Below are 14,041 nucleotides of genomic sequence, written 5' to 3'. Positions count from 1 at the left end.
AGTTTTAGTTAACTTTAGTTACTTTTCCTTTTTGTTTATTGCTATCGCCCACTATTGAAAACTCAAAAATATATGAATTTTCTTCAGTGGTAAGTATTTTCATGTGTACTGCCTTTTTTTCCTGCATATTTTTCGGATTTATTTTCCGCAATATATATTCGCAGTCATTAATCCAGCGTATGGATGAAGTATCTGTTTTTCCTTCAAAAGTTTCAATTTCATATTCATTGTTTCTTTCAAAGTAAGTTACTTTTTTTTCTCCATTTATTTCATGTTCAAATTTAAATTTTCCGGTTTTAAATTCGGTGCAGTTACGTTCTGTATTATAGCAGGACGTTAAAAAGAATATAAATAAAATAAAGAATATATATTTAATTTTCATTTTCAAAAAGGCTTTTCATTATTGTCCTGATACCTAAAAACATATACCATATTCCCGAAAGGCATATAATAATTCCTATCCCTAAGACAGGAATATATAACGGGTGCCCCTGGTTCTTAAATGAACTGTGTATAACTACCGGGCCTATAAAAAACATGGGCAATGCCCAGCCCAGATATTTTAGCCCCCTTACCAGTATTTTTTTATCTGTTGCCATAACTCTCAATCGCTTTTCTAACATTTTTATGTTTATCAAGCAGGGCAGAGGCTTCTTCCTGCGATATTTCAAGTTCATCCATTATCATTCGCACGCCCCTGTCAACAAGCTTATGATTGCTTAGTTGCATATCCACCATTTTGTTTCCTTTTATATGCCCTAACTGTATCATTACCGTGGTGGAAATCATATTAAGTACCAGCTTTTGCGCCGTACCGGCTTTCATCCTTGAGCTGCCTGTAACAAATTCCGGCCCTACTACCACTTCTACAGGATATTGCGCTGTTTTAGCAAGGGGGCTGCCTGCATTGCAGGTAATGCATCCTGTGGCTATATTGTTTTTATTACATTCCTGTAAACCGCCTATAACATAAGGTGTTGTGCCCGATGCCGCTATTCCCACAACAGTATCATTCTCATTTATATTGTAAGCCGAAAGGTCTTTCCACGCCTGCGTTGTATCATCTTCGGCAAATTCAACCGCTTTTCGTATTGCTGAATCTCCGCCTGCAATAATTCCAATCACCAAATCAAAAGGAACGCCAAAGGTTGGAGGGCATTCTGAAGCATCAACAATGCCCAGCCTTCCGCTGGTTCCTGCACCAATATAAAAAAGCCTTCCGCCATTCCTCATCCGTTTTGCAGCAACTTCTGCCAGTATTTCTATTTGAGGGAGGCCTTTTTCAACAGCCAGCGGAACGGTTTTGTCCTCATTGTTAATATTACGGAGCAACTCTGCAACTGTCATTTTTTCAAGATGGTTGTAGTGTGATGCCTGCTCTGTTGTTTTGGTGAAAGACATGGTGTTCTTTTTGCGTAAATTTAAAGAAAATAAGCCATTATAACTCCCAATATTATAACAAGCAGCTTCGCAAGGTTAAATTTGTGCCCTTCGCTGCTCTCAAAAATAATAGTTGATGATATATGGAAAAGTATACCAATAACAACAGCCGATATTTCGGTATAATAGTGGCTTATAAAATGCAGTTGTTCAGAAAGCAATGTGCCAAGCGGCGTCATAACGGCAAATGCCATCATGAACAGCAGTACAGCAGTTTTATTTAAGCCTGAATTAATGAAAAATGCTGTAAGTATAATAGCGATAGGAAGATGGTGTATAGCAATACCCCAGGCAAGGTGGTTGTGGTGGCTTACAGGGAAACCCTCCAGCAGTGCATGGATACAAAGGCTTATAAATAATAGCCACGGCATTGCGTTAGAGTGTTCATGTCCATGCGTGTGTACATGGCCGTGTTCTGCACCCTTTGAAAAATACTCGAGTATAATCTGGAAAATGATACCGGTCATTATAAAGAGGCCTATAGAACTATGGGAATGGCCATGATTGTGCCCATCGTGCCCTGCATGGTTATGGAGGCTGGCTTCATACACATCAGGCAGTAAATGTAAAACCGTGAGTGATAAAAGGAAAGACCCACTGAATGCAAGTAACAGTTTAAGGTTTTTCCTGTTGGAAGGCTTTAGCAATAAAGCTATTGCATAACCCAGAATTACCGATAGTAAGGGTAATAAATATATCATTGGCTTATTTAAAAATCATTATTAACCGCTCTGAATCTTCCGGATGGAATTTACGGAGCCTGTAATCCCCAAATATATCAAGCAGGTAAATACCGGCCTCCTGCATTAACTTTTCAAAATCCTCCAGTGTAAGGGCACGTACCTTTTCTGTAAAATGGTGTTCTTTGCCTTTATCATTAAAAGTAATCTCTTTGTAAATATAGTTTTCTTTTATATACCTTTTTATCCTGAACTCTATGCCCTCCACCTGTTTTACTTCTTCTTTTACAAGATTTTTTACAACATGAGGAACATTCATAAAGTCAATTACGGCAAACCCGTCATCTTTCAGGCTTTTGCATATTGCTTTTAAAGTCCTGAGATTATCCTCTTCATTTTCAAAATAACCGAAGCTGGTGAACAGGTTAAAAACAGCATCAAATTTTTCATTAAAAGGCTCGCGCATATCATGAACCTTAAAATGCAGTGTGTCGTTACTGTATTTAGATGCCTGTGCAATACTGTTTTCCGAAAGGTCAGCACCGGTAACATTATAGCCAAGTTTGTTAAGATATATGGAATGTCGGCCTTTGCCACAGGCTAAATCCAGTATTTTAGCATCTTCCGGCAGGTTAAGGTAATTGGTGAGATTATCCATAAAAAGCTGTGCTTCTGCATAATCCCTGTCTTTGTATAGTATATGGTAATAAGGCGTGTCAAACCAGCAAGCATACCATTTGTTATCTTCCTGCAGCATATTTTTTGTAAAGTGGCAGTTATTAGCTGGCAAATTTACTAATAAAATTGGCTTACCTGATATAGTTTAAAGAAACTTCACATTGAAAATGCTTACTTTTGCCTGGTATATAATTAAGGGATGGAAAATTTTAAAATGATTGCCAAAACTTTTTTTGGCTTTGAGGAAATACTGGCAAAAGAGTTAACACTGCTTGGTGCACAAAATGTACAGCAAGGGGTAAGGATGGTTAGTTTTGTGGGGGATAAAGGCTTTATGTATAAGGCCAACCTTGCATTGCGCACCGCCCTTAAAATTCTTAAGCCCATACATTCCTTAAGGGTTTATAACGAGCAGTCATTATACAAAGGGATACAGTCAATCAACTGGCAGGAATATATTAATGTAAACCAGTCTTTTGTAGTAGATGTTACATTAAATTCCGACCATTTTAACCACTCGCAGTTTGTAGCCTTAAAAACAAAAGATGCCATTGTTGACCAGTTCAGGGAAAAAACAGGCAAAAGGCCGGATATTGACAAGGATTTTCCTGACCTTAGGATAAATATCCATATTCATAAAGAAGAGTGTTCGGTAGCCTTAGATACTTCAGGCAGTTCATTACACCACAGGGGATACCGTACAGCTACAAATATAGCTCCGATAAATGAAGTTCTTGCCGCAGGTATGCTGCTTCTTTCCGGCTGGGATGGGCAGGGAGATTTTTTAGACCCGATGTGCGGGAGTGGCACCATACTGGCAGAAGCCGCAATGATAGCCTGTAATATTCCTGCCAATATAAACCGCAAAGAGTTTGCTTTTGAAAAATGGAACGACTGGGATAACAGCCTTTTTGAAACCATAATGGAATCATTAATGAAAAAAACAAAGGAATTTCATTACACCATTAAAGGTTATGACAAAGCCCCTTCGGCAGTAGCAAAAGCAAAGGATAACATAAGGAATGCCAACCTTGATGATTATGTAACTATAGAGCAGCAAAACTTTTTTGAAACAGAAAAGCAAAATAAAGGGCCACTGCACATTTTATTTAACCCACCCTATGGAGAAAGGCTTGATATTGATATGGAGAGGTTTTACAGGGAAATTGGCGATACGCTTAAACAGGGTTATCCCAACACTAATGCCTGGTTTATAACCGCTAATATTGAAGCCCTGAAATATGTAGGCTTAAAACCGTCAAGAAAAATAAAACTTTTTAATGGTAAACTGGAAGCCAGGCTGGTAAAGTATGAAATGTATGAAGGAAGTAAAAAGGCGAAATTTCAACAAAATTAAATTACAATAGCATGAGTAAAAAAGTAAAAGCATTTTTATATAATTTCATCTGTTTTGCAATTTTTTTTTCAATTATATATTTTCTTGTAGTAAGGTTTACCGGTTTAACAGGCTTATGGATACCTTTTACCTCCGGAATTTCAGCATCATTGCTTACTCCTAAATTCCAAGCAATAAATTATATGGGCCAGGAAAAAATTTTTATGAAATGGATGTTTATTAAAGGTGTTAAGGAAGTAAAATAAAAAGGGCAGCTTTTTAAGCTGCCCTTTTTATTTTTATTATTGTAATGTATATTACTCCTGCCACAGGCCTGAAACCTCATTTTTTAAATAGGCAATACCAACGCTGCTTGGGCTTTGCTTATCAAAAAGGTCGGTAAGTATAACTTCACGCAATTTATTGGCATTTTCCACCTTTTCGCTCATATTCGACTTACGGATAAGCTGTATTGTAGCATTTTTTGCAGTAGTTATTATATCCCAGCTTTCAGATGAAACATAAATCTGCTGCGAAAGGTTGTGTTCATACTCCTGCTCAATCTGTGCAATAAGGTATTCTTCATAGTCATGCTTATTGGAAGACTGTGGGGCAATCCTTATCAGCAGTCGTGATGGTGTAATCCTTTCAAGGAAAAGTGTAAGCCTTTCATAAGCCTGCAGGCGCAAAGGCAAAGCATTTTTCTGAGCCTCCTTATGGATAAGATACCTGCGGCGGCCTTCCTCATTTTTTGTATGCATATTAAAAAAATAATAGGCAATTAATGCTGTTATTATGGCAGGTAGTGTGTAAAATAAAAGTTCTAAAGCTTTGTCGGCTGTCATTTGTTGTAGTTTATGTTACAGATATAACGGTGATAGTACAAATTAATTATGCAGGGCTAAAATAGGAATAAAGTTTCAGTATATTAGCCTAAAAAAACATGAAAAGCATACTTTTTCTGTTATTGCCCGTGCTTTTTATTTCCTGCAATACCAAGGTGAATAAGCAGGAGGAATATAAACCTTCGTTTAAAAGTATAGAGGGCGATACATTGCTGGAAAGTAAAATAAATATTCGTGCCCTTATTATTGACGGTGATAAAGCCTGGTATGCCGGCAGCAATGGCAAATATGGGTGGGTATCTTTATCTGGCGGGAAAAACTTTTCGGGAGTAATTGTAAAAGATTCGCTTGTGCCCGAATTCAGGGCTATAGCCCAAACATCTTCAGATATTTTTATATTAAATGCAGGCAGCCCTGCCTTGCTTTATAAAATTTCAAAAGACGGTAAAATTGCGAGGCTTGTTTATACAGAAAATGGGGAAAAGGTATTTTATGACAGCATGCAGTTTTACAATGATAAGCAAGGTATGGCAATGGGTGACCCTACGGATGGCTGTATTTCTGTAATTACTACCAATGATGGTGGCGAAACATGGAAGAAAATACCGTGCGAGGGCTTACCGGCCACCAGTGAAGGTGAGGCTGCTTTTGCGGCCAGCAATACAAACCTTGTTATAAAAGAAGGTTATACATGGATAGTAACAGGGGGTAAAAAATCGAGGGTATTATTTTCTCCTGATAAAGGGAAAACATGGGAAGCCCATAACACACCGATAGTACAGGGAAGTGAAATGACCGGTATTTTTTCTGCTGATTTTTATGACAGGAACAATGGTTTTGCCGTAGGGGGCAATTATGAGAAACAGGCACAAAATACAGGAAATAAAATTATAACTGAAGATGGTGGCAAAACATGGCAATTAGAGGGGCAGGCTGTTGGGTTTGGTTATGCATCATGTGTGCAGTATGTTCCTGGAAGCAATGCCAACGAACTGTTTACAGCCGGGCCTTCGGGAATTTACTATTCTTATGACAAAGGGAAGAACTGGAAAAAAGTATATGAAGATACAACCCTGCATACACTTCGGTTTGCAGATACCAAAACAATTATAGCAGCAGGGCAGGGCAAAATTATAAGGCTTAAACTTAAATAAAAAAGCACAGGTGTGGCAATTCCGGTGCTTTAAAATACTACTTGTGCTTTTTTAATTTTTCCTGCGGTCTTTATATTGGGAAAGCAGTTTGCGGTTAAAATCATCTTCCGCTTTTTTCAACTTCAATACCCTTACAGGGCCTATAACAGGTTTCAGGTCGGCTATCAGCTTTTTTCTTAAATTGAGTAATTCCTCTTCAGCGTCTTCTATCTGTTCGAGGTAAGCCAATGCTTCTTTTTCCGAAATTTTGTCGATGTCTGCCTTATCTATACTTCTTAATACCGCTTTGATTTTACCATGCCTTATTTCAAACTGTTTCTGGTCAGATGTGTTATATATGGGCCAAAATTTAGCCGATTCATCAGCAGTAAGCTTTAATTCAGTAGTAAGAAAAGATACTTTAAGTGCCTTAATTTTATCCCTTTTCTCTTTATGCCCCTGTGCGGAAATACTTAAAGTGAAAAGTAATATAAACAGAGTTAAAATTTTTATTTTCATACTATTAATTATTAAAATAATATTCATAATTACCTTCCTTGATAAAATAGTCTTCAATAGCTTCATTACTTATTGCGAGGGATTGCTGCAGTTCTTCCACGTCATCGCTGTCAAGATTTTGAATTATATCATAAGAGTTCAGGTTGGCCTTATCCACGAGATAACTTTCAATAGCGGCATCATCTGGCAAAGCAACAGCTTCAGTGCGCATAAATATTGATATACCCAATGCAATTATAAATACACTAGCTATTGCTGAAATCCATAAAGTTTTCTTCTGGTGCAGCGGTATAACCTTTACCCGCTTATTATTTACATGTAATTGTAATAAGCGTTCCTCCAAACTGTCAAAATAATCGACAGGAGTTTTAAACCCTGTCTTTATTTTTTCTTCTTCCTCAAGCTTAAACTTTTTCATGGTAGTATGACTCAATTTAGTATTAATGGTTTAATTGGCATTAATATATTCTTCTATTTTTTTAACAGCATGATGGTAAGATGCTTTTAAAGCGCCAACCGAAGTGCCGAGTATGGCAGACATATCCTCATATGTTATTTCCTCAAAATATTTCATTTTAAAAACAAGCTGCTGTTTTTGGGGCAAAGCGGCAATGGCCTGTTGCAGTTTTAACTGCAGTTCATCACCTTCAAAATAGTCATCAGCCTTTAAATTCTGAACCGCTTTTTGCTGCAATTCAAGGTTTGCTATTCCCTGCTTTTTAGCACGCTGGTTAATAAAAGTTATTGCCTCATTTGTGGCTATGCGGTACATCCATGTAAAAAGCCTGCTTTCTCCTTTAAAATTTTTAATATTCTGGAAAACTTTAATAAAGGTATTCTGCAAAACATCGTCAGCATCATCATGGTTAAGCACTATAGTACGGATATGGCTATAAAGCGGCCTGCTGTAAACAGATACAAGCTGCCTGAAAGCGGTTTGCTGAGTTTCAGTGTCCAACAGATCTTTTATAAAAGCCTTCTCGTCCTGCAAGTGCGCGTTATTTATTTGCTTTGACTAAATATACAGCAAAAGGTTTAAATTTTCTCTTATAATTTTATTGTAAAACGTTTAACAGGGCTTTAAAATACTAAGAGTTTTAGGAATACTATCTTTATAGTAGTTATAATTAAAAAATTAATACTATGAAAAATCAATCAATGATAGATGCCTGTTTGGATTGTTTTGCAGCGTGTGAATATTGTGCAACAGAATGTATAAAAATGGCAGATGAAAATCATCTTCGCTGTATTTCGCTTTGCAGGGACTGTGCAGATATTTGCGCACAATGTGTAAAATTTGACAGCCGTAGTTCGGAGTTCAGTAAGCAATTAATGCAGCTTTGTGCAGCTATATGCAATGCCTGTGCCGATGAATGCGAGAAATTTGCTAAGGAGCATGACCATTGCAGGGAATGTGCGGAAGCGTGCAGGAAATGTGCGGAAGAATGCATGGCTTATTAATTAACACGTGGTTAATGCTGCATGCTTTTAGCTTACAAAAGTAAATGGTACTTTTGCACTTTGAATTAAGTTATGGTTAACACTGTTATTTTTGACATGGACGGGGTTATTGTTGATACTGAACCTGTTCATTATTTTGCCTACATGCAGCATTTTAAACATCTTAATATTGATGTTACCGATGAAATGTATGCCACCTTTACAGGAAATTCTACAAAAAATACTTACCAGAAGCTGAAAGAAACTTTCAGCCTTTTAGATGAAGTGGACGGGTTGGTTGATTACAAAAGGGAACTTTTTAATAATGCTTTCGACCAGAAAGAAGACCTTGAGCTGCTGCCGGGTGTAAAAGCCCTCATAGAAGATTTATATAATAACGGGATGCAGCTTGTATTGGCATCGTCTTCTGCAAAAGCTACTATCGGCAGGGTTTTTAAAAGGTTCGGCCTTCATAAATATTTTTCACATATAGTGAGTGGTGAAGATTTTCCGCAATCCAAGCCCCATCCAGCCATATTTATAAAGGCGGCGGAATTATCAGGCACGCCAAAGGAAGAGTGCATTGTTATTGAAGACAGTACCAACGGCATTAAGGCAGCAAATGCTGCAGGCATTTTTTGTATAGGCTATAAAAGTGAAAACTCAAGGCTACAGGACCTTACGCTTGCTGATAAGGTTATAAACCACTTTGATGAATTAAGCTTTGAGAAAATAAAGAATTTAAAATAACAGCATTAATGATAAACTGTGTAATATTTGACATGGATGGGGTAGTGGTTAATACAGAGCCTATAGGCTACCGTGCCAACCAGGAAATGTATAAAGCACTTAACATAACTGTACCTGATGATGTGTATGCCACATTTATGGGAAATTCTGATAAGAATATTGTACAAAAGTTAAAGGATATATACAAACTTAAGCTAACCCACGAAGAATTGCTTGAGGAAAAATATAAATATTATTTTGACGCTTTCGACAAAGCAGAAGACCTTGACCTGATGCCCGGTGTAAAACAACTCATTATGGAACTCCATAATAAAGGAATGAAATTAATACTGGCATCATCGGCTTCCAAAAGGAAAATTGAAAAAGTGTTTACACGTTTTGAGCTTCATCCTTACTTTTATGCCAAAATAAGCGGTGAGGATTTTGAATACAGCAAGCCGCATCCTGCCATATTTAATGAAGCTGCTGAAAAATCAGGCTTCCCTAAAGAGCAGTGTATTGTTATAGAAGACAGTACAAATGGTATTAAAGCCGCAAAAGCCGCCGGTATTTACTGTATTGGGTACAAAAGCGGCCATACCATTTTACAGGATACATCCGAAGCTGATAGGGTAATAACCGATTTTAGCCAGCTCAACTTTGATATAATCAGGAATATAAACAATTAGCTGACTGCCTCTTTATAAACTTTCAGGGCACGTTCCCTTGCCTCTTTATGTTCTACTATGGGGCGGTAGTCCAGTTCCTCAAATTCAGGAACCCATTTTTTAATATATTTCAGGTCTTTATCAAACTTCTTTGCCTGCTCCATAGGGTTAAAAATACGAAAGTAAGGCGCAGCATCAGTGCCACTGCCTGCTGCCCATTGCCAGTTGCCCACATTACTGGACTGTTCATAATCAAATAATTTTTGCGCAAAATAAGTTTCGCCCCATCGCCAGTCAATTAATAAATGTTTGCACAAAAAGCTTGAAACTACAAGCCTTACCCTGTTGTGCATGTAGCCGGTATTGTTAAGCTCACGCATACCTGCATCTACAAAGGCATAACCGGTTTTCCCTTCGCACCAGGCCTTAAATTCCGTTTCGTTATTTCTCCATTTAATAGTATCATATTGGGGACGGAAACTTTTATTTACGGTTTCAGGATAGTGCCATAATATCTGCATAAAGAACTCCCTCCAGATAAGCTCATTAAGAAAAGTTTCGTTTTTGCTTTCCATAGCGTTTTTAACCATTTCCCTTATGCTTACAGCACCAAAACGAAGATAAGGGCTAAGCCTTGAAGTACCCTGTGTGGCGGGGAAATTACGGTTATCCTCATAATCATCAATAAGGCTTTTGGAAATATCGTAATGTTCAGGCTGTAAGGAAGCTTCCTTAAAACCTATATCGTCAAGTTTAAGAAAAGGGTAGGAGTGTGCTGCAATATTTTTTAGTTTATTTTCAGGGTGGTGCTGCCTTACATCTGCTTTTTTAAAATTTTCCTTCCATTTTTTCATGTAAGGTGTATATACTACATAAGGCGAGCCATCATCTTTGGTTACTTCGTCTTTTTCAAAAATAACCTGGTCTTTATAGGTGTGAAAATCTATGTTGTTTTCTTTAAGCAAACTGCCAATTTTTTTATCCCGTTTTATGGCATAAGGTTCGTAATCATGGTTGGTATATACCGCTTTAATAGCATTCTCTTCAATAAGCTTTTTAAATACATTTTGTGGAGTATCAAAAAAAACAGCAAGCGATTTATTGTGTTTTTTCAGTTCAGTATTTACATCCTGCAATAATTTATGTATAAATGTTATCCTTGCATCATCCTTTGGCAGTTCCTGCAGTATATTTTTATCGAATATAAATATTGGTAAAACCTCTGTACTATCATTAAGCGCATGGTAAAGCGCAGTATTATCCTCAATCCTTAAATCCCTCCTGAACCAAAATATAACCATAATATACTTATTTCATTTCGCCAAAAAGCGCAACCAGTTTTTTATGCCTGTACTCAAAAATTTCCTCCAGCTTTGGGCGAACCAAAAGCGGATGCATAAACCTTCCTAAAAAACCATAAGGCAGCTTGTAATGTACAATATCTTCCATCTCAGTACCTCCTGGAATTTCTTTTAAAAAATGTTTGTGGTGCCAAAACTTATAAGGGCCGTATCGCTGTTCATCAACAAAAAAAGCTTTATCCACAACATGGGTAATCTCTGTAACCCATTGTAGCTTTATTCCTAAAATCGGGGTAACGGTATAATGTATAATCTGCCCCGGATACATTTTCCTTTCGTCGCCCGATAAGGTTTTAAAACCCATACTGTCAGGTGTAATTACAGCAAGGTTTTTAGGGTTTGATATAAAATCCCATGCCTGTTCCAAAGAAATAGGCAATTTTTGTTTTGTGTGAAGCGAATACAGCATATAGTACGGTTATTTGTAATGTGAAATTAAGAAACGCAATACGATAATACTGTAACTTATGTAAGGTTTTTAATGTTTTTTAACAATTGTAAGGACTATTATTTTTAACTTCGTGCAGTAATTTTATCCAAAAAATAAAACACAAGAGTATATGAAAAAATTATTGATTACAGGTGCCTTTTTACTGGCATTAACTTTTAGTGAGGCCCAGATACGCACACCACAGGCAAGCCCTTCAGCACATATTGAGCAGACAGTAGGGTTAACAGATGTTAAAATAGAATATTCCCGCCCAAGTGCAAGGGGTAGGTCGGTATATGGAGAGTTGGTTCCTTTCGGCAGATTATGGAGAACCGGCGCTAACGCCAATACTGTAATTTCTTTTAGCGATGATGTGGTAATTGGCGGGAAAACGCTTAAAGCAGGTAAATATGCTTTATATACACAGCCTAAAGCAGACAGTTGGGATGTAATATTTTATACGGATACCAACAATTGGGGCCTTCCTGAAAAATGGGATGATAAAAAAGAGGCTTTAAGGACAACAGTAAAGCCTGAATTCCTTTCAAGGAATGTAGAAACGCTCACAATTGGGGTTAATAACCTTGATTATGATTATGGTTACCTTGAAATTGCATGGGAAAAAACAATGGTAGCTGTAAAATTTGAAGTGCCTACTAAAGCTATGGCATTAAAAAGTATTGAAGAAGCCATGTCTGGCCCTACAGGGAATGAATATTTTGCTGCAGCACAGTATTACTACCAATCAAACGGTGATTTAAATAAGGCGTTAAACTGGATGAATACTGCTATTGAAAGGATACCTAAAGGACAGGATGTACCGTTTTATTACCTAAGACAAAAATCGCTTATACAGGCTAAAATGGGTGATAAAAAAGGAGCTATTGAAACAGCTAAACTATCTTTGGCTGCTTCTGAAAAAGCAAATAACGCCGATTATGTGAAAATGAATAAAGACTCTATACAGGAGTGGAGCAAGAAATAATTTATCTTCAGCTTATAAAAAAAGCCAGCTATTTAGCTGGCTTTTTTTATGCTGTTTTTAACTTTCCTCCTGAACCGTTAATAAACATTTGTAAAAGCATGGATAGCAAAATAGCCAGTACCGCACCTATAATATTAAGCCATAAAAAGCTGACAATATCAATCATATATATATAAATAACTGCTACCTGTGTAATCAGGGCTCCCCAAAACATTGCCTGTGCTTTTACATATTTTATATAAAAAGCAACCAGGAAAACGCCAAGGACTGTACCGTAAAATATTGAACCTATTATATTCACAAGCTGGATAAGGTTTTCAAAAAGTGTACCCACGCAGGCAAACAATATGGCAATAATACCCCAAAGCAGGGTAAAGGCTTTGGTGGCATTTACATAGTGCTTTTCTGATTTAGGTGTTTTTATATTTCTTCTGTAAATATCAATAGTCGTGGTAGATGCCAGCGCATTTAAGCCAGATGCCGATGATGACATGGCTGCCGAGAATATTACTGCCAAAAGCAGCCCGACTAAGCCTTTAGGTAAAAAATTAATTATAAAGTAAAGGAATACATAATCCTTATCATTCGTTTCGGCATTGCTGTCCACTTTGTTTATCAGGTCTTTTGCCTTGTCCCTTAAATCCTTTTCCCTTGTATTAAGGGCTACCATTCGGTTATGTAGCTCCTTATTATCATAATCCTGGTGCAGCTGGTTAACATAAAGCATGCTGATTTCCTTTTTTTCTTCGGCAACGGCAGCAAGCTGTTTTTCCAGTACATCATAATCGGCTTTGTAAACCGAACTGTTTACAGATTTTACATTATTAGGATTAAAATGCAGCGGCGCAGAATGGAACTGAAAAAATATAAATACCATTACGCCTATAAGCAATATAAAGAACTGCATCGGTACCTTTAAAAGCCCGTTCATTATTAACCCCATCTGGCTTTCTTTTACTGACCTGCCCGAAAGGTAACGCTGCACCTGAGATTGGTCGGTGCCAAAATAGGCAAGGGCAAGAAAAAAGCCACCGGCAATACCGCTCCATATCGTATATCGCTTTTCGGGGTCAAAAGAAAAGTCAAGTATATTAAGCTTATCATTCGCGCCTGCTATATGCAAAACATTATTAAAACTCAATTCATCAGGCAGGTAACTCAGTATAAGGAAAAAAGTAATGAACATACCACTCATAATAACAAACATTTGCTGCTTGTGTGTAACGTTAACTGCCCTCGTGCCCCCTGAAACCGTATAAATAATAATAAGTACCCCAATCATGAGGTTCATAAAATTAAGGTTCCACCCTAATAGCGAGGAAAGTATTATTGAGGGTGCATATATGGTAAGCCCTGTGCCCAGTCCCCGTTGTATAAGAAATATAAGGGAGGCAAGTGTACGGGTTTTTATATCGAATCGCTGTTCTAAAAACTCATAGGCCGTAAAAACCTTTAACTTGTGGAATATGGGTATAAATGTTATACAAATCAGTATCATTGCCAGTGGCAGCCCAAAATAAAACTGAACAAAGCCCATACCGTCATGGTATGCCTGCCCCGGAGTTGAAAGAAAGGTAATAGCACTGGCCTGTGTAGCCATAACCGAAAGCCCTACCGTCCACCAGGGGGTTTCGTTATTACCCAGTATAAATTCTTCAACGTTTTTACTGCCTCTTGTTTTTATTGCGCCATAGCCTACTATAAATAGTAGGGTTACGCATAATATTATCCAGTCTAATGCCTGCATATCAGGTATATATTTGCATTATGAAATAAAACAGCACTATATACAGGATA

General features: G+C 37.4%; 19 protein-coding genes. 7 read left to right on the top strand and 12 right to left on the bottom strand.

What is annotated here, in order from left to right:
• Nucleotides 1-4: 4 nt before the first annotated feature.
• From GSF09_RS01060 to GSF09_RS01040, 5 genes are read right to left on the bottom strand one after another with little or no spacing between them, the layout of a single operon-like run.
• The gene (locus GSF09_RS01060; protein WP_159799072.1) at nt 5-382 is read right to left on the bottom strand and encodes a DNA topoisomerase IV; all 378 of its coding nucleotides are present in this window, start codon (nt 380-382) and stop codon (nt 5-7) included.
• On the bottom strand, nt 372-599 hold the full coding sequence (locus tag GSF09_RS01055; RefSeq protein ID WP_159799071.1) for a DUF6095 family protein: 228 nt from the start codon (nt 597-599) through the stop codon (nt 372-374). Before GSF09_RS01055 ends, GSF09_RS01060 begins: the two co-directional genes overlap by 11 nt.
• Nucleotides 586-1,401, bottom strand: a complete 816-nt coding sequence (gene murQ / locus GSF09_RS01050; protein ID WP_159799070.1) for an N-acetylmuramic acid 6-phosphate etherase — start codon at nt 1,399-1,401, stop codon at nt 586-588. The genes GSF09_RS01055 and murQ overlap by 14 nt, the downstream gene beginning before the upstream one ends.
• 20 nt (nt 1,402-1,421) lie before the next feature.
• Nucleotides 1,422-2,141 carry a ZIP family metal transporter gene (locus GSF09_RS01045; protein ID WP_159799069.1) on the bottom strand — a complete coding sequence of 240 codons (720 nt, stop codon included), beginning with the start codon at nt 2,139-2,141 and terminating at the stop codon, nt 1,422-1,424.
• Nucleotides 2,142-2,145: 4 nt separating this feature from the next.
• Complete coding sequence (locus GSF09_RS01040) at nt 2,146-2,877, bottom strand: cyclopropane-fatty-acyl-phospholipid synthase family protein (RefSeq protein WP_159799068.1); 732 nt, start codon at nt 2,875-2,877, stop codon at nt 2,146-2,148.
• A gap of 135 nt (nt 2,878-3,012) precedes the next feature.
• On the opposite strand from GSF09_RS01040, the gene GSF09_RS01035 reads away from it, so the two are divergent.
• Complete coding sequence (locus GSF09_RS01035) at nt 3,013-4,155, top strand: THUMP domain-containing protein (RefSeq protein ID WP_201309309.1); 1,143 nt, start codon at nt 3,013-3,015, stop codon at nt 4,153-4,155.
• An 11-nt stretch (nt 4,156-4,166) separates the two neighbouring features.
• Complete coding sequence (locus tag GSF09_RS01030; protein WP_159799066.1) at nt 4,167-4,400, top strand: hypothetical protein; 234 nt, start codon at nt 4,167-4,169, stop codon at nt 4,398-4,400.
• Nucleotides 4,401-4,451: 51 nt separating this feature from the next.
• On the opposite strand, the gene GSF09_RS01025 is transcribed toward GSF09_RS01030, so the two are convergent.
• Entirely contained in the window at nt 4,452-4,979 is a 528-nt protein-coding gene (locus GSF09_RS01025) for a hypothetical protein (protein WP_159799065.1), read from the bottom strand.
• A gap of 98 nt (nt 4,980-5,077) precedes the next feature.
• Here GSF09_RS01025 and GSF09_RS01020 point away from each other — a divergent pair, with 98 nt between their 5' ends.
• Complete coding sequence (locus GSF09_RS01020; protein ID WP_159799064.1) at nt 5,078-6,133, top strand: oxidoreductase; 1,056 nt, start codon at nt 5,078-5,080, stop codon at nt 6,131-6,133.
• Nucleotides 6,134-6,184: 51 nt separating this feature from the next.
• Here GSF09_RS01020 and GSF09_RS01015 read toward each other — a convergent pair whose 3' ends face one another.
• Genes GSF09_RS01015 through GSF09_RS01005 form a run of 3 tightly spaced genes read right to left on the bottom strand, consistent with a single transcriptional unit; the run spans nt 6,185 to nt 7,622 of the window.
• Complete coding sequence (locus GSF09_RS01015) at nt 6,185-6,631, bottom strand: sensor of ECF-type sigma factor (protein WP_159799063.1); 447 nt, start codon at nt 6,629-6,631, stop codon at nt 6,185-6,187.
• Nucleotides 6,632-6,635: 4 nt separating this feature from the next.
• Complete coding sequence (locus tag GSF09_RS01010; RefSeq protein WP_159799062.1) at nt 6,636-7,049, bottom strand: hypothetical protein; 414 nt, start codon at nt 7,047-7,049, stop codon at nt 6,636-6,638.
• Nucleotides 7,050-7,079: 30 nt separating this feature from the next.
• On the bottom strand, nt 7,080-7,622 hold the full coding sequence (locus tag GSF09_RS01005; protein WP_159799061.1) for an RNA polymerase sigma factor: 543 nt from the start codon (nt 7,620-7,622) through the stop codon (nt 7,080-7,082).
• A 152-nt stretch (nt 7,623-7,774) separates the two neighbouring features.
• Here GSF09_RS01005 and GSF09_RS01000 point away from each other — a divergent pair, with 152 nt between their 5' ends.
• The 3 genes from GSF09_RS01000 to GSF09_RS00990 all read left to right on the top strand — a co-directional run bounded on the left by GSF09_RS01000 (nt 7,775) and on the right by GSF09_RS00990 (nt 9,489).
• Complete coding sequence (locus tag GSF09_RS01000; RefSeq protein WP_159799060.1) at nt 7,775-8,092, top strand: four-helix bundle copper-binding protein; 318 nt, start codon at nt 7,775-7,777, stop codon at nt 8,090-8,092.
• A gap of 72 nt (nt 8,093-8,164) precedes the next feature.
• Complete coding sequence (locus tag GSF09_RS00995) at nt 8,165-8,821, top strand: HAD family phosphatase (protein ID WP_159799059.1); 657 nt, start codon at nt 8,165-8,167, stop codon at nt 8,819-8,821.
• A gap of 8 nt (nt 8,822-8,829) precedes the next feature.
• Nucleotides 8,830-9,489 carry an HAD family phosphatase gene (locus GSF09_RS00990; protein ID WP_159799058.1) on the top strand — a complete coding sequence of 220 codons (660 nt, stop codon included), beginning with the start codon at nt 8,830-8,832 and terminating at the stop codon, nt 9,487-9,489.
• On the opposite strand, the gene GSF09_RS00985 is transcribed toward GSF09_RS00990, so the two are convergent.
• Together GSF09_RS00985 and GSF09_RS00980 are read right to left on the bottom strand one after the other, a co-directional pair.
• Nucleotides 9,486-10,769 (bottom strand): deoxyribodipyrimidine photo-lyase, encoded by a 1,284-nt coding sequence (locus tag GSF09_RS00985; RefSeq protein ID WP_159799057.1) that lies wholly within the window; start codon nt 10,767-10,769, stop codon nt 9,486-9,488. The two genes, GSF09_RS00990 and GSF09_RS00985, sit on opposite strands and share 4 nt — an antisense overlap.
• Before the next feature lie 7 nt (nt 10,770-10,776).
• Entirely contained in the window at nt 10,777-11,238 is a 462-nt protein-coding gene (locus tag GSF09_RS00980; RefSeq protein WP_159799056.1) for an SRPBCC family protein, read from the bottom strand.
• A 151-nt stretch (nt 11,239-11,389) separates the two neighbouring features.
• Between GSF09_RS00980 and GSF09_RS00975 the strand changes: the two genes are divergently transcribed.
• The gene (locus GSF09_RS00975) at nt 11,390-12,244 is read left to right on the top strand and encodes a DUF2911 domain-containing protein (protein WP_159799055.1); all 855 of its coding nucleotides are present in this window, start codon (nt 11,390-11,392) and stop codon (nt 12,242-12,244) included.
• A 46-nt stretch (nt 12,245-12,290) separates the two neighbouring features.
• Here the strand turns inward: GSF09_RS00975 and GSF09_RS00970 are convergent, their stop codons facing one another.
• Nucleotides 12,291-13,991, bottom strand: a complete 1,701-nt coding sequence (locus tag GSF09_RS00970) for a sodium:solute symporter (RefSeq protein ID WP_159799054.1) — start codon at nt 13,989-13,991, stop codon at nt 12,291-12,293.
• Between the last annotated feature and the right edge of the window lie 50 nt (nt 13,992-14,041).

This window comes from Flavobacterium sp. MK4S-17 (assembly GCF_009848495.1).
Lineage (GTDB): Bacteria > Bacteroidota > Bacteroidia > Flavobacteriales > Flavobacteriaceae > Flavobacterium.
Note: the sequence above shows the minus strand (reverse complement) of the source record. Positions and strands in the feature narration are given on the sequence as shown.